Source organism: Rhodococcus sp. P-2 (assembly GCF_016598535.1).
Lineage (GTDB): Bacteria > Actinomycetota > Actinomycetes > Mycobacteriales > Mycobacteriaceae > Rhodococcus_F > Rhodococcus_F baikonurensis.
Window position 1 is genome coordinate 5416720 of the sequence record NZ_CP066779.1, and the last position, 24179, is coordinate 5440898.

Genomic DNA, 24179 nt, shown 5'->3' on the forward strand with positions numbered 1-24179 from the left:
TCGAGCCGCTACGCGCTAGCCGGAATACGAGAGCGAGATCAGCGGGAATCGGCGAGATCGGCATGCTCACGGACCCACGCGTGCATCGCGATACCGGCCGCGACTCCGGCGTTGATGCTGCGGGTCGACCCGAATTGCGCGATCGAGACCGTCATGGACGCAACCTCTTTCGCATGATCGGTCACTCCGGGGCCTTCTTGACCGAACAGCAGGATGCACTCTCGCGGCAGACTTGCCGTTTCCAGCGGCACCGACCCCGGAGTGTTGTCGACGGCCACGATCGTGAGTGAATTCTCACGGGCGTACTCGACGAGTTCGCCGATGTCGGCGTGGTGAACGATGTGCTGGTATCGATCGGTCACCATGGCGCCCCGCCGATTCCAGCGCCGACGCCCCACGATGTGGACGGCGGCTGCGGCAAACGCGTTGGCCGTGCGGACTACCGTGCCGATGTTGGCGTCGTGCGCGAAGTTCTCGATGGCGACATGCATCGTGTGACGGCGCGAGTCGATGTCCTCGACTATCGCTTCCCGCGTCCAGTACCGGTACTCGTCCAAGACGTTTCGACGATCACCCTCGACCAGCAGCACCGGGTCGTAGCGCTCGTCGGTCGGCGGTTCCGTGTCGTGTTCCTCGGCCCACGGTCCGACACCGTTGGGATTCTCGCCCCACTCGGTGGGTCCCGGTTCACCGGCCCCGCCGGAAACGTCGTCGGCTGCGACTTCGGTCATCAGAACACCTCGTTGGAATCTGCAGCCACGGTGAAGCCGTGCGTGGTCTGATCGTTGACACACGAGACGTCTGTCGCGGTGGTCGTGCAGGTGAAACCCAGTTTGCTCAGCGGTTGACCGGCGGCCAACACCGGATCGGCGTCGGGGCCGCCGGAGGTGTACACCTCACCGCCCGAACACATGAAAGCACCTTCGCCCTCGTCGGTGACGCGAATGCCGTTGCCCCAGTTGACCATGCAGCTTTCCGGCCGCGGCGGGACCGGGGTGGTCGTTCCCTCGCACCCGGCTTCGATTCTGGTGGGCAACTTGATGATGCCGCACTGGAAGTTACCGTCGGGAGTGGTGAAGTAGTACGACTCGTTGCGCTCGAACTGCACGTCCGTGAGCGTCGTCGTCGGCGGCAGCGTCGTGGTCGGTGGTTCGGTGGTCGTGGTGACGACGGGCGCGACGGTGGTTGTTGTCGTCGGTGTCGCGGTCGTGGTGGTCGAACTGGGCTGCGCCGCTACGGTCGGTGCCGAATCCGCCTCCCCGCCGCACCCTGCGAGCACGAGCACCGATCCGACGCCCAACAACACGAACCCCACCCGAACACGAACCACCCGACTACCTCCACACACGTCATCTTGGCCCAGCAACAGCCGACAGTGCACTCTATCGTGCGGCCGACTAAGTGCTGGTGACGCGCTTGTTCATCAGCCGTGAGAGCCACGCGGGCGAGAACCGCGACGCACTGAGGAAGAGCTTCGCCTGAGTTCCGACCGGGTAGTGAACCTTGTGTACGCGACCGGCGCCGCGTGTGGCCGTCCACAGCTCCTGCGCGACGTCGGTGGCAGTCAGCTTGATACCCAGAGATCTGGTGGCACCGGTGTCCATTCCGGTGACCATCGCGGTCTGGACGAACAACGGCCAGAGCGCGAGTACGCGGATGTCGTGCTGTGCCCATTCCAAATCGAGCGCCTCGGTCAGGCCGCGGATCGCGAACTTGGTTGCGCCGTACGTCGCGAGTTCGGGTTGGCCGTAGATCGCCGACGCGGAGCACAGATTGACTACCTGCGCCCCGGCGGTATCACGGAGGTACGGGAAAGCCGTGTGCGTGCCGTTGAGCGTGCCGGTGACGTTGATGTCGACCATTCGGCGATGCGCCGCAAGAGAAATATCCCCGAACCGTCCCGAGGAGAGCACGCCCGCGTTGTTGATCAGGATGTCCAGACGCCCTGACTCCCCGGCAAAATCGGCCAGACACCGCGCCCATCCGGCCGGATCGGTGACGTCCAGGACACCCGTCACGACGCTGCCGCCGAAGCCGTCGATCTCGGCCTTCACAGAGGCAAGGCCGGCGTCGTCGATGTCGAATGCGCCGACGCGGTATCCGTTGCGCGCGAACAACAGCGACGTCTCCCGCCCGATTCCAGCCGCAGCACCGGTGATGAAGACGTTCGGTTCGCTCATCCGGTCAGGCTATCCTGGATGTGGAGGAAATCTGATGAATCACCGTCGCGTCGTACACACCGTGTGTTTCATCGCGGTGGGGTATCTGATCGTGCTCGCGGTGTGGCTCGGATGGCTGGTCGAGCACACCCCACCCGGCACGCTGCCCTATCAGATCGGCGGGCTGCTCGCCGCTTTCGGCTCGGTTCTCGGATTCGGAATGGCCTGGGCCAACCGCCCGACCCGTGCCGAGCGCAAACTCGAGAAGCACGGCCTCGAAGGATGGGCACGAATCGACAAAGTCACACCCCTGCGCCGAACCGTCGACGGCGAGTTGGCCAAGCTCGCACTCCACCTCACGGTTCCAGGTTCCGATTCGTATTCGGGCCGGATCGAGTACGAGATCCGGCCCGAGTTCAAAGACAAGATCACTCCGGGATCCACGGTCACCGTCATGGTGGACCCGAAGAACCGAGACCGAATCATGCTGTGCCCGTGAAAAACTAGACGCTCTTCTTGCGTCCCAGCGCCAACATGCCCTCCACCAGCATCAGTTGCGCTCCCGCGTACGACGCCAGGATCACACCCTCGGCAGCAGCGCGGCCGGCGGTCCCGCGGATGAACAGTCGACGCACCACGATCAGCCCGTCGGACGCGGTGAAGAGCACTCCGCCCAATCCGAGCCACGAGCGTCGATCCTTGTTCGGGACGACCACGTCGAGCACGGCCTTCGATTGCGGTGCCAGCGCGGGGTCCGCCGACAACGTCGAGGTGGTTCCCAACATCAATCCGTATCCGGTGAGCGGCGTCGACACGCTCGGCGCCTTGGCACGCAGCAGACCGGACGCCGTCGACCAACCGCTGATGCGGGGCCGCAGGGCAGCGCGGGTCGGCCGAGCGCCACGGCGCAGCAGCAGCGCCGAGTAACTGGCCTGCATCACCGCGAACGAGGACGCGCCCTTGATCAGACGAGCATCGTTGTCCGGGTCGATCATGAACACGTCGCCGACAGTCGCAGCGGCGAGGCCGGCGAGAAGCAGTGCGGTATCGGCAGTTTCCGTCTCCGAACGCTTGCGCAGCACTCGGGCAGCCAGGGCGGGTGCAATAAGGGGCTTCGCGATCTGCTGAACCCGCTCGTTACCGACTACTGCCCCGACCACGGTCGCTGCCGTCGCCGCCGCAAAAACTGCGTGCTCGATGCCCCACTTGCCCGCCATCACAATCCTCCTGTTGGTTACACGTCCAACAGCGACCGTACTGGGTCACTCAGGCGGCATCGCCGGATTTGACGTCCGCGCCGTAGACATCGACGTATTCCTGCCCTGATTGCTCACAGAGAACCGTCATCAATTCGTCCGTCGCCGCGCGCACGACGGCCTGGTAGCCCCGAAGTTCGCGGTACCGCGAGAAGTCGATCGGCTCCCCTACCGTGATCCGGACCTTGCTGAAGCGCCACATCCGCGTCCCCGGCGGGTTGACGGCGTCGCCGCCGTGCACGACGACGGGAACGACCGGTGCTCCGGTTTCCAGGGCAACGCGAATCGCTCCGGTCTTTCCCTTGTACAGGCACCCGTCGGGTGATCGCGTTCCCTCGGGATAGATCCCCCAGACCCCGCCCTTGTCGAGAATTCCGATTGCCGTGTCCAACGCCGCACGGGAGGCGTCGGCGCCGCTACGATCGATCGGCACCTGACCCGCTCCACCGAAGAACCAGCGCTGCATCGCGCCCTTCACACCGGTCCCGGTGAAATATTCACTCTTCGCGACGAAGGTGATGCGTCGGCGCACCATGAGAACCAGGAAGAACGAGTCGACGACTGCCCGATGGTTGCCGGCGAGAATCACCGGCCCCTTCTTGGGGATGTGGTGCTGGCCCTCGATCGTCGGCCGCCCGAACAGCCAGAGGACCGGGCCGATCAGGACGTATTTGAACAGCCAGTAGAGCACAGGGCATCACCTTTTCCGTCTAGTAGACAGTGTCTACGTTCAAGATAGTAGACACTGTCTTCCATGCCTGTCAGCAGCCTTCGCGAAACACTTGTCGCCACCGGCGTCGAGATTCTCGATATCGACGGCGCCACGGAACTGACGCTACGGGAGATCGCGCGGCGCGCGGGCGTGTCGCACGGCGCCCCGCGGAGATACTTTCCGACACACAACAGCCTGCTTGCCGCAATCGCCTCACACGGCCTGCGCGATCTCACCGACAGACTCGATCCCATCCTCGCCGGCAAACAACCCGCTCGTAGCCGATTGATCTCGGCAGCAATCGAATACGTGTCATTCGCCCAGGAGCGACCCGCAATGTTCGAGTTGATGTTCCGCCACGACCTCCTCGAGGGCGCAGGCAGCAACCTCCGGGAGTCTTCACTCCCACTCTTCGCCGCCCTGCAATCCCTGACCGAAGAGGCCGACGCCTCCGATCCCAGCACTTCTGCACTGAACATCTGGACGGGAACCCACGGCGTCGCAGTGCTGGCGGCAAATCGAAGCCTCACGCTCGTCTGCCCCGACCTCGACATCGCAGCGCTGGTCACCACGACTGTGACGAACCACCTTCCGCACACTCGTTGATTTACATAGTTACCCTATGTAATAATATTTCTCGTGTCCGATGACCAGCAGCAACTGCATGAACTACTCGTCGACCTCGTGAGCAATACACACCGCTTCGCGAAGCTGGCAGGTTCGTTCGCGTCCGAGCAGTACCCACGCGCCTGGCTGCGCGCACTCTCACTTCTCGAGGAGTACGGCGAAATGCGCATCAGCGATTTCGCCCGGCTCGACAGATGCTCGCAGCCCTCCGCCACCGCGCTGCTACGCAAACTCGGCGAACACGGTTACGTCGAACGCCGCGCCGACCCGGAGGACGCCCGCGCAGTGCGCGTCGCCATGACCGAGAAGGGGCGAAAGATATTGAACGACGGCCGAAACGAGATCGCCGACGCCCTGGTACCTCACTTCGTCGAACTCGAGCCCGAACAGATCAAGAAGCTGGCTGACGGATTGGCCGAATTACGGTCCATCATCAAGACTTCCGACCCCAGCTGAAATACCCACCACTGAAAAAGGAGGTGGCCGTGAGCAACACGACCGCGACATCAACGCACCAGAACGAGGCTCCGCCGAGCCTCCTGAAGCAACCGAAAGCGGTGTGGGCGGTAGCTTTTGCCAGCGTCATCGCCTTCATGGGCATCGGTTTGGTCGATCCGATCCTCAAGCCGATCGGCGAACAACTCGACGCCACACCGTCGCAGGTTTCGCTCCTGTTCACCAGCTACATGCTCGTCACCGGTGTGGCCATGCTCATCACCGGTGTGGTGTCCAGCCGCATCGGCGCCAAGAAGACACTCCTTGCAGGCCTTGCCATCATCATCGTGTTCGCTTCTCTGGCAGGCGCTTCCAGCACCATCGGGCAGATCGTCGGATTCCGTGCGGGCTGGGGACTCGGCAATGCACTCTTCATCGCAACGGCGCTGGCGGCCATCGTCGGCGCGGCCAGCGGCGGCGTCGCACGCGCGATCATCCTGTACGAGGCTGCGCTGGGCATCGGTATCGCGGTCGGACCGTTGGTCGGCGGCGTTCTCGGTGACATCAGCTGGCGCGCACCGTTCTTCGGCGTCGCAGCTCTGATGGCGGTTGCCTTCATTCTCATCGTCGTGATGCTTCCGAGCGCACCCAAGCCCGAACACCACACATCCATCGCTGCGCCGTTCCAGGCTCTGCGGCACCGCGGGCTACTCACCGTTGCCATCACCGCGCTGCTCTACAACTACGGATTCTTCACGCTGCTCGCGTACACACCGTTCCCCCTCGACATGGGGGCGTACCCGATCGGATTCATCTTCTTCGGCTGGGGCCTGATGCTGGCGATCTCGTCGGTTTTCCTCGCCCCTCGCCTGCAACGACGCTTCGGCACACTACCGATGATGATGCTGGCGCTGACACTGTTCGCACTCGACCTCGGCATGATGGCGCTCTTCACCGAGAACAAGATCGTCCTGATCGTCGGCGTCGTCCTCGCCGGTTTGTTCCTCGGCGTGAACAACACACTCATCACCGAAACCGTCATGATCTCGGCTCCCGTGGAACGGTCGACCGCCTCGGCTGCCTACAGCTTCGTTCGATTCGTCGGCGGCGCCGCAGCCCCGTGGGTTGCCGGCAAGCTCGGCGAGTCCAACGTCCACATGCCGTTCTGGGTCGGCGCGGTGCTCACCCTCGCCGCCGTGTTCGTCCTGTCGAGCGGACGCAAGGTCCTCGCGCACGTCGACGACCACGATCCCGCGCCGCACAGCGTCGACGAAGCACTCGCCGTCACCGTCGGCGACTGACCCCTGTGAGTGGTTAAGGAGTGCAGGGACCCCTTAACCACTCACGGGGCGTCAGCTCAGGTTCAGATCTTCCAGGCCCAACAGCGAGCGGTACTCGACGCCCTCCGCACCGATCACCGCATCCGCACCCGTCGCGCGATCGACGACCGTCGCGACTCCGACCACGGTGGCCCCCGCCTCGCGCAGGGCCTTCATTGCTGTCAGCGGCGAATTGCCTGTCGTGGTCGTGTCCTCGACAACCAGGACACGCTTGCCCACGATGTCCGGGCCCTCGATCTGACGCTGCATCCCGTGTGCCTTGGCAGCTTTGCGAACGACGAACGCGTCGATCGGGCGTCCGGGAGCGTGCATCACCGCCATCGCAACCGGATCGGCGCCCATCGTCAAACCGCCGACGGCGTCGAAATCCCAGTCCGCGACCAGTTCACGCAGCAGCGAGCCGATCAGCGGCGCCGCCTTGTGGTGAAGTGTCGCGCGGCGAAGGTCGACGTAGTAATCGGCTTCCTTGCCCGAGGACAACGTCACCTTTCCGTGTACAACAGCCAATTCGCGCACCAGCGCAGCCAAATCCTCACGATCGCTCATGAGTGCTCAGCCTACCGACCACTGCCTTGTGTTCGGCTTCTGCCTCTGGGCTAGGTTCGCCCGCGGCCTCGGCCGACGATGTTCGTCAGCCGACGAACCAGACCCTTGGGAACCAGACGCCCAGCCGTAGTGAGGACCTTGTACTGGACTCCCGGAATGCTGATGACCTTGTCGTCACCGAGATCCTTCATCGACGCCGCAACCACCTGGTCGACGCTCAGCCACATCGGCTTGGGGATCGTGGACATCTCGATACCCGCACGCTCGTGGAACTCGGTGCGGATGAAGCCCGGGCACAGCGCCTGCACGCGCACTCCCGTTCCGGCCAACCCGCCGGACAGTCCCTCCGTGAACGAGATCACGTACGCCTTACTTGCCGAGTACGTCGAACCGCGCCCGGACAACAGCCCCGCGACGCTCGCGACGTTGACGATCGTTCCGTGCGCCGACGCGATCATGCTGGGCAGCGCCGCGCGGGTCAGCCGCATCACGGCGGTGACGTTGACGTCGAGTTGCGACTGCAGCAGCGCCGGATCTGCGGTCCAGAACTCGCCGGACGTACCGAATCCGGCGTTGTTCACCAACACCTCGACGCCCTTCTCCAATCGAAGCGCGACCGTGTCGCGTCCGGCCTCGGATGCGAGATCGGCAACCAAAATCTCCGACTCGGTGCCGAACATCGTCTTCAGCTCGGACGCGAGGTCATGCAATCTGACCTCGTCACGCGCGACGAGAACCAGGTCGTATCCAAGGGAGGCGTATTTCTTGGCGAAACCAGCGCCGAGACCAGAGGTAGGTCCGGTCACCAGGGCAACGGGACGCACAGGGCGATCCGAGTGGGAAGTCGACATACCGGCCACGCTAGTGGTTATCGGGACGGGACGGGAACCTGAAGGTCAGTCGACGGGGCGAATTGTGCCCGAGCGCTGCGACGCCGGACGCTGAGCCGGCTTGTCGGCCGCCTCGGGCTTGCGCAGCGATTGGTCCTGACGTGGCGCAGATTCACGCGGTCCAGATTCACGCGATCCAGATTCACGCGGCGCGGACTCGCGCGGCGAAAATTCACGAGGTGCAGCTTCACGAGGCGGCTGCTCCTGACGCGAACGGGGCTGCTCTACCGGATCCTGAGCGGGGCGAGACTTCTCGGCCCCCGGCCGCGGACGGCTCGGATCGTGATCGACCTCGAGTTCGTTGGGATCGGTGACGGGGGGCAGTACGTGCAAGATGCCGGACAGCCGCGCAACCGACTCGATTGCTGCGTCCCAATCCCGGCCGTTGCTGGTCACCGGCAGCGAGCCGAGCGTCCACGGCCCTTCGCTCCACAGCATGCTGATCGACGGCGGAACGGATTCGGTGAACGCCACCATGCGCTGATCGCAGACGCGACGAGCAATCTCGAGGTCCGTTGCGAAAACCACCCGGGAACCGATCGCACCCAGCAGGTTCAGGTCACCGTCTTTGGGCGGAGCTGTCGACTTCAACCGGAGATCGATGTCGACGTCGGACCCGATCTCGCGGCGAACGGCCACGATGGTCGCGGTCTCTTCCAGGTCGAACAGCACGAACTGCTCTCCGCGGCGACGGCCTCGGACGACGTCGGTGGCTGTGAGGTAGTCCTGCTTGGCCATGACCGCGCGATGCCATTCGCCTGCCAGCTGATCGTCGGTAGCCGTGTACGTGTAGCCCTGAGCCTTCGCCCAGATCTGACGCACTCGCCCTGATTGATCTCGCCTCGTCCTGTCGACGTACAGAAGCGCACCCGCGCCTGCGAGTGCAATTGCTGCCAGTCCGAACCACATTCCAGTCATCACCCTCCAGGGTAGCGACTCGCGGCTTCAACCTCCCGCGACACCCTGGTGAACTCGCCCGATGTGTCGTGAACGACTCAGTTGCCGAACTTCGGCAGCGACGTACTCAGAATCGTGTTGGCGGTCATCGTCCCGTTCTCCACCGGCGTTCCGTCGACGACGATGTTGTCTCCCGGTTGCAGATCGGCGATGGTGGCGCGGTTGAGCGCGATGAGCGTGGTGTCCGCAGTGGTCAGGATCGTCACCTGCGAGCCGCCGATCGAATCGATGACCAATGTGCCGCCGTCATTCGACTTGACGGTGCCGACGGCTCCCCCGGCGTCACCGATGACTTCGCCGAGCCCGCCCGGAAGCTGGCTGAGCGGGGAATCCGTCGTCGGAGTCGGTGCCGTGGTGCTCGCCTTCGGCGGTGTGGTGGTCGGCGCCTGCGTCGTGGTGGTCGGGGGAACGAAAGCGGTCTGGGTGCCCTTGTCGTTCGAACCGAACGCCGAGAACGCGACGATCGCGATCACGGCGACCAGGATCCCGACCACGCCGGCGGCCACCCATGTCGCGAGCTTGCGCTTCTTGCCGCCTCCCGACGACCCGTCCTCGATGAACGGCTGTTCCGGCGGGACACCACCGCCACCACCGGCAACCGGATACTGCTGTGTATTTCCGTACTGCTGCGTATTTCCGTACTGATCCGTGGTCCCGTACTGCTGGGCCGTGTACGGCGGATAGGCCTGCGTCGCTCCGGGCGGCGGCGCCTGCGGATCGAACTGCGGGTTGTAGGCAGGGAACGCCTGAGTGGGATTCGGCTGCTGCCCCTGCTGCCCCAAGTACTCCGTGTTCTGATCCGGGCCACCGTAGGGATACTGCTGTGCCCCCGGCTGCTGACCGAAATACTCCGTCGGCTGGTTCGGATTCTGGCCGGACACCGTCCCGTACTGCTCCGTCGGCTGGTCGGGCGTACGCCCCCACACCTCGGTGGCCTCGGGATCCTCACGGCGCGGCCCACCCGAGTTACGCGGATCGTTCTGATCGGTCATGCCTGGCTCACCTTCGGTTGGGACGAAAGAGCGTCGAAGTCGTTCGGAGAGGCGCGGGTGCACTCATCCCCGGTTCGAGCATCCAGCCATCCAGGGTAGAACAAAATGCGAATGCCCCGCCGTTCCAAGTGGATCGACGGGGCATTCCGCTTACCGAATCAGGAGAGAACCAACTGATCCGCGTCCTCGCTGACACCGACGTGCACGGTGTCGCCGTCCTGGACCTTGCCTGCCAGGAGCAGCTTGGCGAGCTGGTCGCCGATCGACTGCTGAACGAGTCGACGCAGAGGCCGAGCGCCGTACAGCGGGTCGTAGCCGCGCACTGCGAGCCACATCCGAGCCGCACCGTTCACCTCGAGGGTGAGACGACGCGCAGCCAGACGCTTCTGCAACTGCTCGAGCTGGATGTCCACGATGTGCTCCAGCTGCTCTTCGGAGAGCGAGTCGAAGATGACCACGTCGTCGAGACGGTTGATGAACTCCGGCTTGAACGCGTGGCGCACCGCGTCCATGACCTGCTCCCGTGTGCCACCGGATCCCAGGTTGGAGGTCAGGATCAGGATGGTGTTGCGGAAGTCCACCGTGCGGCCTTGACCGTCGGTGAGTCGGCCTTCGTCGAGCACTGCGAGCAGGACGTCGAACACGTCGGGGTGTGCCTTCTCGACCTCGTCGAAGAGGACCACCGAGTACGGGCGTCGCCGAACAGCTTCGGTGAGCTGGCCGCCGGCTTCGTAGCCGACGTATCCCGGAGGGGCACCGACGAGTCGGGCCACCGAGTGCTTCTCACCGTATTCGCTCATGTCGATGCGGATCATCGCGCGCTCGTCGTCGAAGAGGAAGTCCGCCAAGGCTTTGGCGAGCTCCGTCTTACCGACGCCGGTCGGGCCGAGGAACAGGAAGGAACCGGTGGGCCGATTGGGGTCGGCGACACCTGCTCGGGCGCGGCGAACCGCATCCGAGACGGCGACGACGGCGTCGGTCTGGCCGACGACTCGCTTGCCGAGTTCGGACTCCATGCGGAGCAGCTTCTCGGTCTCGCCTTCCATCATCCGGCCGGCGGGGATTCCGGTCCAGGCTGCGACCACGTCTGCGACGTCGTCTGGCCCGACCTCTTCCTTGAGCATCACGTCACCGTCGGAGGCGGCTCCGGAAGCGGCTGCTGCCTCTTCCAGTTCCTTCTCCAGCGCCGGGATGCGGCCGTAGCGCAACTCGGCTGCCTTGCCCAGATCGCCGTCACGCTCAGCGCGTTCGGACTCTCCTCGCAGGTTTTCGAGCTGTTCCTTCAGCACGCGCACCGAGTCGATGGCCTGCTTTTCGTTCTGCCAGCGGGTGCTGAGCTGATTGAGCTTTTCGCGGTCGTCGGCGAGTTCCTGACGCAGCTTCTCGAGCCGTGCCTTGGACGCGTCGTCGGTTTCCTTCTCGAGTGCCACTTCTTCGATTTCGAGTCGGCGAACCGTGCGTTCCACCTCGTCGATCTCGACGGGCCGCGAGTCGATCTCCATACGCAGTCGCGATGCGGCTTCGTCCACGAGGTCGATGGCCTTGTCCGGCAGGAACCGCGACGTGATGTAGCGGTCCGACAGCGCGGCAGCAGCCACCAACGCGGAGTCGGTGATGCGGACGCCGTGGTGCACTTCGTAGCGCTCCTTGAGGCCGCGCAGGATGCCGATGGTGTCCTCGACCGAGGGCTCACCGACGAGCACCTGCTGGAAACGACGCTCGAGTGCTGCGTCCTTCTCGATGTACTTGCGGTACTCCTCGAGTGTGGTGGCACCGACCAACCGCAGCTCACCGCGGGCGAGCATCGGCTTGATCATGTTGCCTGCGTCCATCGCGGATTCACCGGTGGCTCCGGCGCCGACGATGGTGTGCAACTCGTCGATGAAGGTGATGACCTGTCCGGCGCTGTTCTTGATGTCGTCCAGAACTGCCTTGAGACGTTCCTCGAATTCACCGCGGAACTTGGCACCGGCGACCATGGACCCGAGGTCCAGGGAAACGACGGTCTTGCCTCGCAGCGATTCCGGGACGTCACCCGCGACGATGCGTTGGGCCAGGCCCTCCACGATCGCGGTCTTACCGACGCCGGGCTCACCGATGAGGACCGGGTTGTTCTTTGTACGACGCGAGAGCACCTGCACGACACGACGAATCTCGGTGTCGCGACCGATCACCGGATCGAGCTTGCCGCTTCGCGCGGCTTCGGTGAGGTCGGTGGAGTACTTCTCCAGCGCTTGGTAGGTGCCTTCCGGCTCCGGGCTGGTGACGCGAGCGCTGCCGCGAACGGTGGTGAAGGCTTCACGCAGTGCGTCCTGGGTGGCGCCGTGGCGCACGAGCAACTGGGCGACGTCGGAGTCGCCGCCGGCCAGTCCGTAGAGGACGTGCTCGGTGGAGACGTATTCGTCGTCCATCTCGGTGGCGAGGTGCTGAGCAGCGGTCAGTGCCGCGAGTGCCTCGCGTCCGAGTTGTGGAGTGGAGCTTGCGCCGGTTGTCTTGGGCAGGCGGTCGACGATTGCCTGAGCTTCACGGTGTACGACCGTGGGGTCGACGCCTACGGCTTTGAGTAGTGGGGCAGCGATGCCGTCGGTCTGGTCGAGCAATGCGACCAGCAGATGGGCGGGCCGGATATCGGGATTACCCGCCGACGACGCCGACTGCAGTGCAGCCGTCATCGCAGCCTGGGTCTTGGTTGTTGGTGTGAACGAGTCCACTTGTCACCTTTCTGGCGAAGTCGAACGGGAAGAGCCGCGACCGGTTGGTATTGCGACTGTGTCACTATGCTCAACGCGGACAAACTTGAGTCTATTCCGCTCAAGTTTGTTTTCGCCAGACCGAGTTGGTTTCGTAGGTCACATTTTCGGCCGTACTAGAATTGTGGCGAGAGTTGCAGCTGGTGCGAAAGGGGGATGGATTGGATCCGACAGTGATCGCCCGTCTGCAATCCAGCCTCGATTCTCTGACCGACGACGAAGAGAGCCGCGCGCACTTCTCGGCAGTGTTCTACACCGGCCTCTTTGCGGAACATCCTCTGTACCGCTCATTGTTCCCCGCCGGGATGGAATCGCAGGGCCACCGTTTCTTCAGAGCCGTCGAGTTCGTCGTGAAGAATCTGCCGCAGCATCGCCGGATCCGAAAGTTCCTCACGCAACTCGGCCGCGACCACCGTCGCTACGGTGTCGAGCGTGAGCACTACGAGGCCGCAGGCGTCGCTCTGAAGCGCGCGGTTCGGTCGATGTACGGCACGAGCGCGCACAGCCGCTACAAGTGGACGCCGGAACTGGACGAGGCCTGGTCGCAGTTCACCGACCTCGTCGTGAGCACGATGGCCGACGGCGCCGAATCCGATACGACCCCGGCGCTCTGGGGCGCAACCGTGGTCAGCCACGAACGAGTCCTCGACGATCTGGCGATAGTGCGCCTCGAAGCCGACCCACCCATTCCGTACGGGGCGGGACAGTACGTCGGCGTTCAGATTCCGCAGCGCCCGAAAATGTGGCGGTACTACTCACCGGCGATTCCGACCAACCCTTTCGGTCAGCTCGAGTTCCACATCCGCAAGGTGTCGGGAGGATGGGTCAGCCCCGCGATCGTCAGCGAAACCAACGTCGGTGACCGCTGGGTCATGTCCACTCCTCTCGGCGGTCTCGAGGTCGACTTCACCAGCGACCGTGACGTTCTCATGATCGGGTCCGGCACCGGCATCGCCCCTCTGCGGGCCCAGGTGATGGAAATGTCCCAACGCGCGAACAACCCGCGCGTGCATCTGTTCGTCGGCGGCCGCTACCCGTGCGACCTCTACGACCTCGAAACCCTCTGGCACATCTCGCTCAGCAACCCGTGGTTGACCGTCGTACCGGTTTCCGAAGAACCCGAAAACCCTTGGTGGCACAACGGACCGGTGCTCGAACCGCCCTTCGGAATGCACAGCCGGCTGATCGGACCGATCGGAAAAGTGGTCGCGCAGTTCGGCTCGTGGGCCGACCGTCAGGTGCAGATCTCGGGGTCACCGTCGATGATCAAGACGACCGTCTACGCCTTGCGTGCCGGCGGAACTCCGCTCGACCAGATCCGGCACGACCCGCTCTACTGACTACAGGAGAACTTTCATGGCCCAGCGAACCTGGTCGAGCACAGTTGTCGAACATCACCGTCTCCGTGAGGATCTGGCGGTTGTCCGCCTGGTCGGCGATGTCGTACCCTTCCGCCCCGGCCAGTACGTCGATGTCAGCGTCCCGCAGAATTCGCGGTTGCTCCGTCGGCTCTCCCCCGCCCTGCCTCCCTCACACGACGGGAAGCTGGAGTTTCACGTCAAGACGGTTCCCGGCGGTTGGGTCAGCGGTTCGATAGTCAAGGACACCCAGCCCGGTGACGTCTGGCAGATCCTCGACCCGCGCGGCAACCTGTCCGTCGACGAGAACGGACCCACCGTCATCATGGTCGCGGGCGGAACCGGCTTGGCTCCGCTCCGGTCGATCATTCTCGATCTGGCTCAGACCCCGAACCCGCCGCAGGTGTACCTCTTCTTCGGTGGCAGAACGCTTCGCGATCTCTACGCAGCGGACATGCTGTGGCTGCTCGCCGACCAGTTTCCGTGGTTGCAGCCCATTCCTGTCGTCGAAGATCTCTCCGACGGCGGCCCGCCCGACGGATGGTTCGACCGGTTGAACGTCGACATCGGATTCGGCGACGATCATCTCATCGAGGGAACGCTCGCCGACGTCGTCGCGTCGTACGGTGCGTTCACCGAACATCAGGTCTTGGTGTGCGGGTCGGCAGCAATGGTTCGATCGACGCGCGATCGATTGATCGAGGCCGGAACGCCGGCCGATGTCATTCAGTTCGATCCTTACTGACGGTCAGTACGTCGGATCATTGCGAACGGTGTCGACGTCGATGCCCACTGCGCGAAGCCTGAATTTGGTGCTGTTGACCATGGATTCGCTGCCGACGACCTGAATGTCGTAGCCCGCCCAGTCACCGAACGAGGTCACGACCTTGCCGACCTTGCCGACGATGCGCCTGGCCATGCCGATCGGGGGCAGCGGTTCCGCTTCGGTGTGCCACCACGGATTCTCGTCTTCTTCGGAGACCGGGACAATCGTGAGCCACGGGTGCTTCTCTGCCAACTTCCACAGGTATGGAAGGTCGTACAGATCGCACGGATGCTGTCCGGAGTAGAACAGTTGGACCTTGCGGGTGTTGCCGCGTCGGATCAGCTCGAGTATCTGAGCGCGCAGCGGAGCCACTCCGGTTCCCGACGCGATCATCAAGAGGTCCTTGGAGTTCTCCGGAATCCCCAGCGCGCCGATGGGCGAACCGACCACCCAGGTGTCACCGACAGCGGTCTGGTTCACCATGACCGGGCTGACCCACCCACCGGTGACCTGCCGAACGTGGAACTCGAGGATTCCGGTCCCGTCGTACGGCGTGGCCGGCGAGAGGTAGCGCCACATCCGCGGCCTCGCGGCGACCTGCACGCTGACGTACTGACCGGCGCGGTACTCCATCGTCTGGTCGAGTTGGAGCCGCACGACGGCGACGCCCTTGATGACCGGACGGCATTCGACGACCGTGGCGCTCCAGGCGGGCGGTCCGTCTTCCGCGTTGGCGGCATCCATCATCGCGGCCGAGATGATCGCGAGCGCGTTGCGCCACGCGCTGTCCACCTCGTCGGTCCACATTTCTGCGCCACCGAAAGTTTCGAGTGCTTCGATCAACGCGTTCCCGACTGCCGTGTAGTGCTCGTCGGTGACGCCGTACTTACGGTGATCGCGGCCGAGCTGCGCGAGGTACTCGAGTATCGCGTCGGACTCGTCGAGGCGCTCGACGACGTGGGCGATAGCGCCGACAAGCCGGTCCCGCTGCACATCCATCGCTGCCGGAAAGAACTCCCGGGTTTCGGGCGATCGAGCGAACAGGATCGAATAGAAGGTACGGGCGAGCCGTTCCGGACCATCTTCCACCGCAGCGACGGATTTGAAGCTCGACCGGACCAGAGAGATTGCTTGCGAATCCACGCTCATCCTCGTCCCGACTAGACGCGGCAAGACCCGCCGCGGAATTTCGTCTGCAGCTTATGTCACAAATGTCTGACTCGTAAATCATTCTGGACAAGTGTCACAATGCGACCCCATTTCGCGGTGTGACCGTCCCTTTCTTATTCTTGCGTGCAAGATAAACAAGAGCTTCGACACTCTCGATCGCCGAGCTAACGTTCAGCGAAATCTCAACCAGCCAAACAGGAGTCGTGCCGTGGATTTTGTTCGACAGGACGAATTGCCCACCGATAGCGGGCTTACGTCCCAGATCGCCTCCACTACCCCGACGCTGACCGAGCTTCAACGTCGGGAACTCGAGTGCGTCGAATTTTTCGACTCTCCGGAACTGGGCCACCTCCCGACGTCTCGGCGGCGCGAGGCCTTGCGTGAACTCCATCGGACCGGCACCTACACGCACACAGCGGAGGAATTGCTCGTCGGCGCCAAACTCGCCTGGCGAAACCACGCCCGGTGTGTCGGTCGCGCCCATTGGCGGACCCTCAAACTCATCGACGCCCGCGATGCCGTCACCGCTTCCGCTCTCGCAGAAGCGTGCTGGGAGCACCTGCGTCTGTCGACGAACGGTGGCGCTCTGCAGTCCGTCGTGACGGTCGGCCCCCTTCCCCGCGAGGACGGCCAGGAGTACCGCATCCTCAGCCCGCAACTGATCCGCTATGCCGGCTACCGTCAGCCGGACGGCAGCATCCTCGGCGACCCCTGGCACGTCGATCTGACCGCTCAGGTCACCGCGATGGGATGGAAGGGCGCCGGTACGGCGTTCGACGTTCTCCCCGTACTGATTTCGGTTCCCGACGAGCCCTTGCAGTATTTCGACGTTCCGACGGACCTCGTACTCGAGGTCGAGATCGAACATCCCGAATACAGCTGGTTCGCTGATCTGGGGCTTAAATGGCATGCCGTTCCCGCGGTCTCGGACATGAATCTCGACATCGGCGGAATCGTCTATCCCTGCACACCGTTCAGCGGTTGGTACGTCAGCACCGAGGTCGGCGCACGCAACTTCAGCGACACCGATCGCTACAACATGTTGCCCACCATCGGAGCGATGATGGAGCTCGACATGAGCCACGACCGCACGCTGTGGAAGGATCGCGCACTGGTCGAACTGAACCGCGCAGTTATCCACAGCTACCGCAAGGCCGGCGTCATCATGGTCGACCATCACACTGTCGCAAAGCAATTCATCGATCACATCGCGCGCGAGGACAAGGCCGGGCGCAAATGCCCGACCGACTGGTCCTGGGTGAACCCGCCCATGTCCAGCTCGCTCACACCGACGTTCCACCGCCTGTACGACGAGCCTGATCTCGACATCCGGCCCAACTTCGTGACAAAAAAGAAGAAGGGCACCGACCAAGGCCGGTGCCCCTTCCACAACTGATCGCACTCAGAAGGGGATCTGCCCCAATCCGACGCCGACCACGAGCATCGTGATCGAGATCAGTCCGGCTCGCCACAGGACCTTCTTGTGGTGATCCGCCAGGGACACACCCGCGAGCGTGACCAGCAGCAGGATCGCCGGGACCAGCGGACTCTGCATGTGTACGGCCTGCCCGGTAATCGACGCGCGCGCCATCTCCACCGGCTCGATGCCGTACTGCGCTGCAGTCTCGGACAGTACCGGGAGCACCCCGAAGTAGAACGCGTCGTTGGTCATGAAGAACGTGAGCGGAATGCTCAGGACGCCCGTGATGACGGCAAGGTGCGGGCCCATGGCGTCGGGAATGACCTGGAGCAGCCACTCCGCCATTGCCTCGACCATGCCGGTTCCCTGGAAGACTCCGGTAAGCACGGCCGCTGCCAGGACCATCGCGACGACCGAGACGATGCTCGACGAGTGGCGGGCGATCGCTTCGCCCTGATCCTTGACCGCCGGGAAATTCACCGCGAGAGCGATCGACGACGCGATCATGAACAGCACCGGGATGGGCAGGATGTCCATCACGAGCACGACGAGAAGGATCGTCGTCAGCGCGGCGTTGAACCAGAGCAGCTTCGGTCGCAAGGTGTCCCGCTTGGGGTCGAGGCCGTCGATGAAGCGTCCGGTATCGCCGCCGTCGTCTTCGGAGTCGTTCGAGCCGCCGGTGCCGGCGCTACCGGTGCTGGAACTTCTACCGTTTCCGACCTTTTCGAGGATGCGCTCAGAAGTCAGGACCAAAGTCCCGATCCTGCGGCGTTCCATGATCCCGAGGTGAATCGCGAATCCGAGCACCATGATCAGGCCGACGATCAACGACGGCACCATCGGGACGAAGACGTCGGACGGTGAGAGTCCCAGCGCACTCGCCGCTCGGACGGTCGGGCCGCCCCACGGAATGATGTTCATCGTCGCGTTGGACAGGCCGGCGATCACCGTCAGGACGACGGGGCTGACACCGAGTTTGAGGTAGAGCGGTAGCAGCGCGGAGGTCACGATGATGAATGTCGTCGAACCGTCGCCGTCCAGGGACACCACCATCGCGAGCACCGCGGTTCCGACCACGAGCCGCATCGGATCGTCCCGCACCATCCGCAAGATGAGTTTGACCAGCGGATCGAACAGTCCGACGTCGATCATGATTCCGAAGAAGATGATCGCGAAGAACAACAGAGCCGCGGTGGGTGCAAGCGACTTGATGCCGTCGGTGATCATGTCGCCGATTCCGAGCCCCGCCCCGGCAAGTAGTCCGAAGGCCACCGGAACCAGGGTCAGTCCCACCACCGGGGTCGCGCGTTTGGTGAGGATCAGGAACATGAACACCGCAACCATGAGGAAGCCGAGTGTGACGAGCATGATGAACTCCTTTTGTGCTGAGTTGCCGAGAAAAACGGCACGGCAAATCGAGCCGGTGACCTTCGTGGAGGTGAAACGAAACTTTCGGTTGTGCTAGTTCGTGCCGGGCGGATCGAGCGTCGCGTCGACGAACTGGGCTTGATCGGCAAGGAAGGCAGAGAACTCTGGTTCGGTGAGAACTGCACTGTTCCAACCATTTCGGCGAGACAGCTCGTTCCATCGCGGGCTTGCCGCCAGATCCCGCACCAAATCCTGCAAGCGCTGACGCTGATCGTCGCTCAGACCCGGCGGCGCCATGAGCCCTCGCCAGTTGGTGAACGTGACGTCGACGCCCGACTCCGCCATGGTGGGCGCATCCACCGCCGGGGTGCGCTCCGGCGAGCTGACCGCAAGAACCCGAACCGTGCCTGCCGCAATCTGATCCAGGTACTCACCGATTCCGGTTGCAGCGACGTCGACCTGCCTGGTGAGCAGCGCGGGGAGCAGTTCTCCGCCGCCGTCGAAGATGCGATAGGGAGACAGCGACGGATCTATCCCGACTGCCCGTGCGAACAGAAGGCGGAACAACCCGTCAGGTCCACCTTCGCTCGAACCACCACCGATCGAGATCGACGACGGATCCGCCACCCATGCCTGCGTCAGCTCCGCCAGAGTTTTGTACGGCGAATCTGCCGGAACCAGTAGGGCTTCCGGTTCTTCGACCAGTCTCGCGATCGGCGTCACGTCGGCAAGAGTGTGCTCTGACGGCAGAATCTCGAGCGAACCCAGAACACCGAGCCCCATGACCATGAGCAGATCGGGATTCCCGCTTTCGAGAGCCAACCGGTTGAGTCCGACGATGCCGCCCGATCCGGGCAGTACAACGACGTCGGAGTCGACGGTTCCCTCGTCGGCCAGTGCCTGCACCATGGTCCGGGCGGTCAGGTCGTAACCACCACCGGCCACCGAGGGCACCAGTACTCGCAGTTCTTCGGAACTCTCACCCGCTCGGCCACCGGCGAAGAAGGACTCGACCGGAGTGCATCCGGTCGAGAGCACGAGAGTCATCGCGCAGGCGCCGAGCAGGGCGATATGCCTGCTCAGCCGCTTCGATGCCTTCATGTCGCTGCCCTTGTCTGCTGGTTGTCTGCTGGTACCGCTGTGTGAACAGGTTTCATACTGACGCACTTTGTGACTGGGGTCACCATTGGGAAAGCAAATTGATTTGTGCTCATTGTGCTCACGAACGGCCGCTTTCCCGACGTCGAACCGAAGGCTAGGGTCTGGCTGGTGTCCTCAGGAAACGAGCAGGCCGAGCGAGAGCGCAGGTCTCCACTGCGTGCGCGCCTGCGTCCGCGCCGGCACACTCTGGCGTCGCAACTCCTCGAGCTGCAACTTCTGATCGTCGTCGCGGTTCTCGTGTGCGTCACTGCCCTCTCCCTCGCTCAATCGTCCGCGAGTTTTCAACGCGAGGAGGGACGTCGCGCACTCTCCGCAGCGGAATCGCTCGCAGCCAATCCGGCGGTACGCGAACTACTCCCCCAGGCTCAGACCCGCCTGCGCTCCGGACTACAGGGTTCGGTCGACTCGGTGCGCGCCATCTCGGGCGTCACCTACGTCTCGCTTGCCGACGCCGACGGCACTGTCGTCATTTCGACGCGCCCCGGTGATGTCGGCATCGATGCACGTCAGACCCAGGATCGGTCGTGGACAGGCTTGGTCGACACGCCATCCGGCAAGGCCGTGGAAGCGCACGTTCCGATCCTCGGAGGCGAAGGCACGATTACCGGAACTGCGATCGTCGGCATCGAGTATCCCTCGATCTGGGCGCGACTGCTGCAGTCGGCGCCGAACCTCCTGGTGTACCTCGCGGTGGCCTCACTCCTCGGCGGCGTCGGTTCGATCCTGTTGGCCCGCAGGGTCAAACGGCAGACCCTCGGCATGGAGGCCGGGGAGATCCTGGACCTGGTTCGCCAACGAGAGGCGATGTTGCGTGGCCTCAAGGAAGGTGTCATCGCATTCGACGCGCAGGGAAAAGTGGTGCTGATGAGCGACAGTGCTCACCAACTCCTCGACATCCCACGCGGGAGTGCCGGTAGATCTGTGCGGGACCTCGGCCTCGACGACCGCCTCCAGAGTGTACTGACCTCCGGCACAACCGAATCCGATCAGTTGGTTCTTGTCGGTGATCGACTACTGGTCCTCAACACCGTCTTGATCGAATCCAAAGGCCGCACTATCGGGTCGGTCACCACTTTCCGCGACCGCACCGAATTGCGCTCCGTGGAAGAGGAACTCGACGTGACCAGAACCAGCACCGACGCACTACGCGCACACATCCACGAGTTCGACAATCAACTGCACACCATCTCCGGCCTCGTCCAGCTCGGCGAATACGACGAGGTGGTCGGCTACGTCGAGGGCTTGACCATGGAGCGCGCGCAGGTCAGTGCATCCGTCACCGACAAGATCGCCGACGTCGGTACCGCTGCACTCGTGATCGCCAAGATCGGTGCCGCTGCACAGGGACTGGTCACGGTCGAACTCACCGAGGACACACATCTGGAGACGGTGGACCGCAGGCTCGGACGAGATCTCGCGACGGTGGTCGGAAACCTCGTCGACAATGCCGTCGACGCCGTCGGTGAGATGACGGAAGCCTCGCGCCGCAAGGTTCGGTTGTCGATTCGCGACCGCGGTGCAGCCGTCGAAGTGCGAGTCGAGGACGCCGGCCCCGGTATCGCGCCGGAGAATCGCGACAGGGTCTTCGGTCAAGGGTGGAGCACCAAGGGACAGTCCAGTGACGGACACGGTTTCGGCTTGGCACTGGTGCGCCTGACGTGTCGTCGACGCGGTGGCGACGTCACCGTGAGCACGTATTCGACAGCAGGAATCGAGATACCGGGTATCGAGACAGAGGACATCGAGTGGACTGTCTTCACTGCGGTCCTACACGACGGAGAGGGCGCATGATCCGGGTACTGGTGGTCGACGACGACTTCATGGTGGCGAAGGTGCACAGCGGATTCGTCTCGCGGATAGACGGTTTCGAAGTGTGCGGCGTTGCCCATTCGGCCGAGGCCGCGCTGACCGCGGTCGGTGAGTTGCAACCCGACCTGGTTCTACTCGACGTGCACCTGCCCGGTACCACGGGACTGGATCTGATCGCCCCGTTTCGCGAGCTGGCACCGGAGCTGGACGTTCTCGTCATCACGAGTGAGCGCGAGGCGGGCTCGGTCAAGAAGGCACTGCGCAGCGGCGTCGTGCATTACCTGATGAAGCCCTTCACGTTCGAGGTTCTCCGTGAGCGGCTCGAGCGATACCGATCGACCTACGCGAACCTCGACAGTACCGGCGAAGCAGAACAGGACGCGGTGGACGAGGCTTTCGGAGTGGCCGGTGGCGCAGCGGGGGCGTCGTCCCTCAAGGGGCTACCGAAAGGACTCAGCCCCGAGACCCTTCAGTTGGTCGAGACAGCTCTGCGAGACGACACCGAACCCGCCTCGGCAACAGACATTTCCGAGAGGGTCGGTATCTCACGCGCGAGCGCGAGGCGCTACCTCGAGTATCTCTACGAAACCGGGCGGTCCACCACCTCGCTGAAATACGGAGTGGTGGGCCGCCCGGAGCGTCGATACGTCTGGAAACGCTGACCCTTCGCTGTCGACGCCGGTTCCTAGACTGCGCGGGCGCTGGTCTCCCAGTACCGCGCGCGCAGAGCCTTCTTGTCCAGCTTGCCCAGTGGTGTCAGCGGTAGGGAATCCACGAAGTCGACGCTCTTGGGCGCGTGAACCGAACCCTTGGCCGCCTTCACCTTCTCGACCAGTTCCTCGGTGTCGACGGTCAGTCCTGCTCGAAGTACGACACAGGCCTTGACGGCTTCGCCCCACTTGTCGTCCGGCACACCGACTACCGCCACCGATGCGACGGACGGATGCGCCGAGATCACGTCTTCGATCTCGCGAGGGAACACGTTGAAACCACCGGTCACGATCATGTCCTTCTTGCGATCGACGATGGACATGAACCCGTCCTTGTCCTTACGCGCGATGTCGCCGGTGTGCAGCCAACCGCCCCGGAACGCCTCGGCAGTTTCAGCCGGCTTCTTCCAGTAGCCCTTCATGATCAGCGGGCCGCGGACGCAGATCTCACCGAGTTCTCCCTGCGGCACCTCGTTGAGGTCGTCGTCGAGCAACCGGACGTCGAGCCACGGCACCGGGCGCCCACAGGTAGCGAGGCGGGCCGGATCGTCGGCGAGGTGTTCTTCCTTGCGCAGCACCGAAATTGTCATGCCGCACTCGGTCTGACCGTAGAACTGGAAGAAGATCTGACCGAACTTCTTGATGCCCTCCTGCAACCTGGCAGGAGACATCGCGGAGGCTCCGTAGAACAGCGTCTGCAAACTGGAGACGTCCCGCTTGGGCAGATCGGGGTGGTCCATGAGCATGTAGATCATGGTGGGCACCAACATGGTTGCCGTGATCTTGTGCTTCTCGATCGCTTCGAGCACAGCACCGGGCTCGAAGGCAGGCAGGACGATCAACGCACCGCCGCGCAGCAAGGTCGGGATGAAGAACGCTGCGCCGGCATGCGAGAGTGGCGTGCAGATGAGGAAGCGGTTGTCCTCGGGCCATTGCCACTCCGACATCTGGATCTGATTGAGTGCTGCACCCGAACGGAAGGATCCGACAACACCTTTGGGCTTGCCGGTCGTTCCACCGGTGTAAACCATGCTGCTGGCGTCTTCGGCGTCGACGTGCGCGGCCTTCAGCGGCGCGGGCTCGAACGTGGCAGCCAGCGCGAGGATGTCGATTCCCACCTCGGACGGACCCATCGAGAGCACGTTGGTCAACGAGGGTGAGGACGCCTTCAACTCGGCGGCACGCTCTTCGAAGGCATTGGGATCGAAGATGAGGGTCTCGATCTCGGCGTCGTCGACGATGTACTTGTGGTCGTCGAGCGATCCCATCGGGTTCAAGGCGCTCGCCCGGCAGCCGGTGATCATGGTTGCGCCCATGCTGATCAGGACCTCGGGGCGATTCTTCGAGAGCATCGCGGTGCTGGTGCCCTGAGTGATTCCCAGTGACGCGAGCGCCTGGGCGAAGCAGCTGATCTGATCGCGCATCTGACCGCCGGTGAGGATCACGTCGCCGAGGTACAGCGCGGGCTTGTCGTGATTGCGTTCCAGAGCGGTGATGAGCAGGTCCGGACCGTATACCGGTCGGTGCAGGTCAGCGAACTCGTCTGTCATCTGGTCTTCCTTCTGCTCGGCGCGTGCAGTCATCGAGATGTGCTCCCGGTCACGGATACGATATCCAGAATTGCACAAAACTGGAACAGGTTCCACCTCTTCGATCGAATCCGAGAATGCTCCCGATCAGCGGGAAGCCCGTCGTCACCCGCCAGAGCGGTGGTTAGCGTCGATGTACCCACCGAGACGACAGCGTCTCGGTC

At 63.6% G+C, this 24179-nt stretch carries 23 protein-coding genes; 9 read left to right on the plus strand and 14 right to left on the minus strand.

All coding sequences use genetic code 11. The features are described from left to right. Positions 1-38: 38 nt before the first annotated feature. The 3 genes from I7X09_RS25215 to I7X09_RS25225 form a co-directional block, all read right to left on the minus strand. The gene (locus I7X09_RS25215; RefSeq protein WP_200314221.1) at positions 39-731 is read right to left on the minus strand and encodes a TrmH family RNA methyltransferase; all 693 of its coding nucleotides are present in this window, start codon (positions 729-731) and stop codon (positions 39-41) included. Next, positions 731-1330, minus strand: a complete 600-nt coding sequence (locus tag I7X09_RS25220) for a DUF6636 domain-containing protein (protein WP_200314224.1) — start codon at positions 1328-1330, stop codon at positions 731-733. Before I7X09_RS25220 ends, I7X09_RS25215 begins: the two co-directional genes overlap by 1 nt. 67 nt (positions 1331-1397) lie before the next feature. Beyond that, entirely contained in the window at positions 1398-2180 is a 783-nt protein-coding gene (locus tag I7X09_RS25225) for an SDR family oxidoreductase (RefSeq protein ID WP_200314226.1), read from the minus strand. A 34-nt stretch (positions 2181-2214) separates the two neighbouring features. Here I7X09_RS25225 and I7X09_RS25230 point away from each other — a divergent pair, with 34 nt between their 5' ends. Continuing rightward, positions 2215-2658 carry a hypothetical protein gene (locus I7X09_RS25230; protein ID WP_050656270.1) on the plus strand — a complete coding sequence of 148 codons (444 nt, stop codon included), beginning with the start codon at positions 2215-2217 and terminating at the stop codon, positions 2656-2658. A gap of 4 nt (positions 2659-2662) precedes the next feature. On the opposite strand, the gene I7X09_RS25235 is transcribed toward I7X09_RS25230, so the two are convergent. Continuing rightward, positions 2663-3376, minus strand: coding sequence for a lysoplasmalogenase (locus tag I7X09_RS25235; protein ID WP_007726757.1), 714 nt, complete (start codon positions 3374-3376; stop codon positions 2663-2665). Positions 3377-3425: 49 nt separating this feature from the next. After that, entirely contained in the window at positions 3426-4106 is a 681-nt protein-coding gene (locus I7X09_RS25240) for a lysophospholipid acyltransferase family protein (RefSeq protein WP_200314228.1), read from the minus strand. Positions 4107-4169: 63 nt separating this feature from the next. On the opposite strand from I7X09_RS25240, the gene I7X09_RS25245 reads away from it, so the two are divergent. Genes I7X09_RS25245 through I7X09_RS25255 form a run of 3 tightly spaced genes read left to right on the plus strand, consistent with a single transcriptional unit; the run spans position 4170 to position 6490 of the window. After that, positions 4170-4733 (plus strand): TetR/AcrR family transcriptional regulator, encoded by a 564-nt coding sequence (locus I7X09_RS25245; RefSeq protein WP_200314229.1) that lies wholly within the window; start codon positions 4170-4172, stop codon positions 4731-4733. A 33-nt stretch (positions 4734-4766) separates the two neighbouring features. After that, entirely contained in the window at positions 4767-5210 is a 444-nt protein-coding gene (locus I7X09_RS25250; RefSeq protein WP_095972448.1) for a MarR family winged helix-turn-helix transcriptional regulator, read from the plus strand. Positions 5211-5233: 23 nt separating this feature from the next. Beyond that, positions 5234-6490 carry an MFS transporter gene (locus tag I7X09_RS25255; protein WP_003944384.1) on the plus strand — a complete coding sequence of 419 codons (1257 nt, stop codon included), beginning with the start codon at positions 5234-5236 and terminating at the stop codon, positions 6488-6490. 51 nt (positions 6491-6541) lie between these two features. On the opposite strand, the gene pyrE is transcribed toward I7X09_RS25255, so the two are convergent. The 5 genes from pyrE to clpB all read right to left on the minus strand — a co-directional run bounded on the left by pyrE (position 6542) and on the right by clpB (position 12625). Next, entirely contained in the window at positions 6542-7075 is a 534-nt protein-coding gene (pyrE, locus tag I7X09_RS25260) for an orotate phosphoribosyltransferase (protein ID WP_200314231.1), read from the minus strand. Positions 7076-7125: 50 nt separating this feature from the next. Next, entirely contained in the window at positions 7126-7926 is an 801-nt protein-coding gene (locus I7X09_RS25265) for an SDR family NAD(P)-dependent oxidoreductase (RefSeq protein WP_095972449.1), read from the minus strand. Positions 7927-7971: 45 nt separating this feature from the next. After that, the gene (locus tag I7X09_RS25270) at positions 7972-8874 is read right to left on the minus strand and encodes a hypothetical protein (protein WP_124567423.1); all 903 of its coding nucleotides are present in this window, start codon (positions 8872-8874) and stop codon (positions 7972-7974) included. 86 nt (positions 8875-8960) lie between these two features. Then, a complete protein-coding gene (locus I7X09_RS25275; RefSeq protein WP_095972450.1) occupies positions 8961-9914 on the minus strand; it encodes a hypothetical protein in 954 nt (317 codons plus the stop codon). Positions 9915-10072: 158 nt separating this feature from the next. Further along, on the minus strand, positions 10073-12625 hold the full coding sequence (clpB, locus tag I7X09_RS25280; RefSeq protein WP_095972451.1) for an ATP-dependent chaperone ClpB: 2553 nt from the start codon (positions 12623-12625) through the stop codon (positions 10073-10075). A 182-nt stretch (positions 12626-12807) separates the two neighbouring features. Between clpB and I7X09_RS25285 the strand changes: the two genes are divergently transcribed. Both I7X09_RS25285 and I7X09_RS25290 read left to right on the plus strand, forming a co-directional pair. Continuing rightward, positions 12808-14004: an FAD-binding oxidoreductase gene (locus tag I7X09_RS25285; protein WP_200314233.1), complete on the plus strand. Its 1197-nt coding sequence runs from the start codon at positions 12808-12810 to the stop codon at positions 14002-14004. A 16-nt stretch (positions 14005-14020) separates the two neighbouring features. Further along, positions 14021-14767 carry an FAD-binding oxidoreductase gene (locus I7X09_RS25290; protein WP_050656278.1) on the plus strand — a complete coding sequence of 249 codons (747 nt, stop codon included), beginning with the start codon at positions 14021-14023 and terminating at the stop codon, positions 14765-14767. Between the two features lie 3 nt (positions 14768-14770). On the opposite strand, the gene I7X09_RS25295 is transcribed toward I7X09_RS25290, so the two are convergent. After that, positions 14771-15931 (minus strand): globin domain-containing protein, encoded by a 1161-nt coding sequence (locus tag I7X09_RS25295; RefSeq protein ID WP_029538575.1) that lies wholly within the window; start codon positions 15929-15931, stop codon positions 14771-14773. Between the two features lie 235 nt (positions 15932-16166). Here I7X09_RS25295 and I7X09_RS25300 point away from each other — a divergent pair, with 235 nt between their 5' ends. Next, complete coding sequence (locus tag I7X09_RS25300) at positions 16167-17354, plus strand: nitric oxide synthase oxygenase (protein ID WP_019749425.1); 1188 nt, start codon at positions 16167-16169, stop codon at positions 17352-17354. Between the two features lie 6 nt (positions 17355-17360). Here the strand turns inward: I7X09_RS25300 and I7X09_RS25305 are convergent, their stop codons facing one another. Both I7X09_RS25305 and I7X09_RS25310 read right to left on the minus strand, forming a co-directional pair. Continuing rightward, complete coding sequence (locus tag I7X09_RS25305; protein WP_200314235.1) at positions 17361-18746, minus strand: CitMHS family transporter; 1386 nt, start codon at positions 18744-18746, stop codon at positions 17361-17363. A 93-nt stretch (positions 18747-18839) separates the two neighbouring features. Then, a complete protein-coding gene (locus tag I7X09_RS25310) occupies positions 18840-19847 on the minus strand; it encodes a Bug family tripartite tricarboxylate transporter substrate binding protein (RefSeq protein WP_200314237.1) in 1008 nt (335 codons plus the stop codon). A gap of 168 nt (positions 19848-20015) precedes the next feature. Between I7X09_RS25310 and I7X09_RS25315 the strand changes: the two genes are divergently transcribed. After that, positions 20016-21698 carry a sensor histidine kinase gene (locus I7X09_RS25315; RefSeq protein WP_234036708.1) on the plus strand — a complete coding sequence of 561 codons (1683 nt, stop codon included), beginning with the start codon at positions 20016-20018 and terminating at the stop codon, positions 21696-21698. Continuing rightward, complete coding sequence (locus I7X09_RS25320) at positions 21695-22378, plus strand: response regulator (RefSeq protein ID WP_200314240.1); 684 nt, start codon at positions 21695-21697, stop codon at positions 22376-22378. Before I7X09_RS25315 ends, I7X09_RS25320 begins: the two co-directional genes overlap by 4 nt. 23 nt (positions 22379-22401) lie before the next feature. Here the strand turns inward: I7X09_RS25320 and I7X09_RS25325 are convergent, their stop codons facing one another. Then, on the minus strand, positions 22402-23976 hold the full coding sequence (locus I7X09_RS25325) for an AMP-binding protein (RefSeq protein WP_050656320.1): 1575 nt from the start codon (positions 23974-23976) through the stop codon (positions 22402-22404). Positions 23977-24179 lie beyond the last annotated feature (203 nt).

What these genes read in the sequence shown, in the direction of transcription:
- I7X09_RS25215 (WP_200314221.1), bottom strand. Translation starts at nt 731, where the DNA reads ATGACCGAAGTCGCAGCCGACGACGTTTCCGGCGGGGCCGGTGAACCG.
- I7X09_RS25225 (WP_200314226.1), bottom strand. Translation starts at nt 2,180, where the DNA reads ATGAGCGAACCGAACGTCTTCATCACCGGTGCTGCGGCTGGAATCGGG.
- I7X09_RS25230 (WP_050656270.1), top strand. Translation starts at nt 2,215, where the DNA reads ATGAATCACCGTCGCGTCGTACACACCGTGTGTTTCATCGCGGTGGGG.
- I7X09_RS25235 (WP_007726757.1), bottom strand. Translation starts at nt 3,376, where the DNA reads ATGGCGGGCAAGTGGGGCATCGAGCACGCAGTTTTTGCGGCGGCGACG.
- I7X09_RS25245 (WP_200314229.1), top strand. Translation starts at nt 4,170, where the DNA reads ATGCCTGTCAGCAGCCTTCGCGAAACACTTGTCGCCACCGGCGTCGAG.
- pyrE (WP_200314231.1), bottom strand. Translation starts at nt 7,075, where the DNA reads ATGAGCGATCGTGAGGATTTGGCTGCGCTGGTGCGCGAATTGGCTGTT.
- I7X09_RS25265 (WP_095972449.1), bottom strand. Translation starts at nt 7,926, where the DNA reads ATGTCGACTTCCCACTCGGATCGCCCTGTGCGTCCCGTTGCCCTGGTG.
- I7X09_RS25270 (WP_124567423.1), bottom strand. Translation starts at nt 8,874, where the DNA reads ATGTGGTTCGGACTGGCAGCAATTGCACTCGCAGGCGCGGGTGCGCTT.
- I7X09_RS25275 (WP_095972450.1), bottom strand. Translation starts at nt 9,914, where the DNA reads ATGACCGATCAGAACGATCCGCGTAACTCGGGTGGGCCGCGCCGTGAG.
- I7X09_RS25290 (WP_050656278.1), top strand. Translation starts at nt 14,021, where the DNA reads ATGGCCCAGCGAACCTGGTCGAGCACAGTTGTCGAACATCACCGTCTC.
- I7X09_RS25305 (WP_200314235.1), bottom strand. Translation starts at nt 18,746, where the DNA reads ATGCTCGTCACACTCGGCTTCCTCATGGTTGCGGTGTTCATGTTCCTG.
- I7X09_RS25310 (WP_200314237.1), bottom strand. Translation starts at nt 19,847, where the DNA reads ATGAAGGCATCGAAGCGGCTGAGCAGGCATATCGCCCTGCTCGGCGCC.
- I7X09_RS25320 (WP_200314240.1), top strand. Translation starts at nt 21,695, where the DNA reads ATGATCCGGGTACTGGTGGTCGACGACGACTTCATGGTGGCGAAGGTG.
- I7X09_RS25325 (WP_050656320.1), bottom strand. Translation starts at nt 23,976, where the DNA reads ATGACAGACGAGTTCGCTGACCTGCACCGACCGGTATACGGTCCGGAC.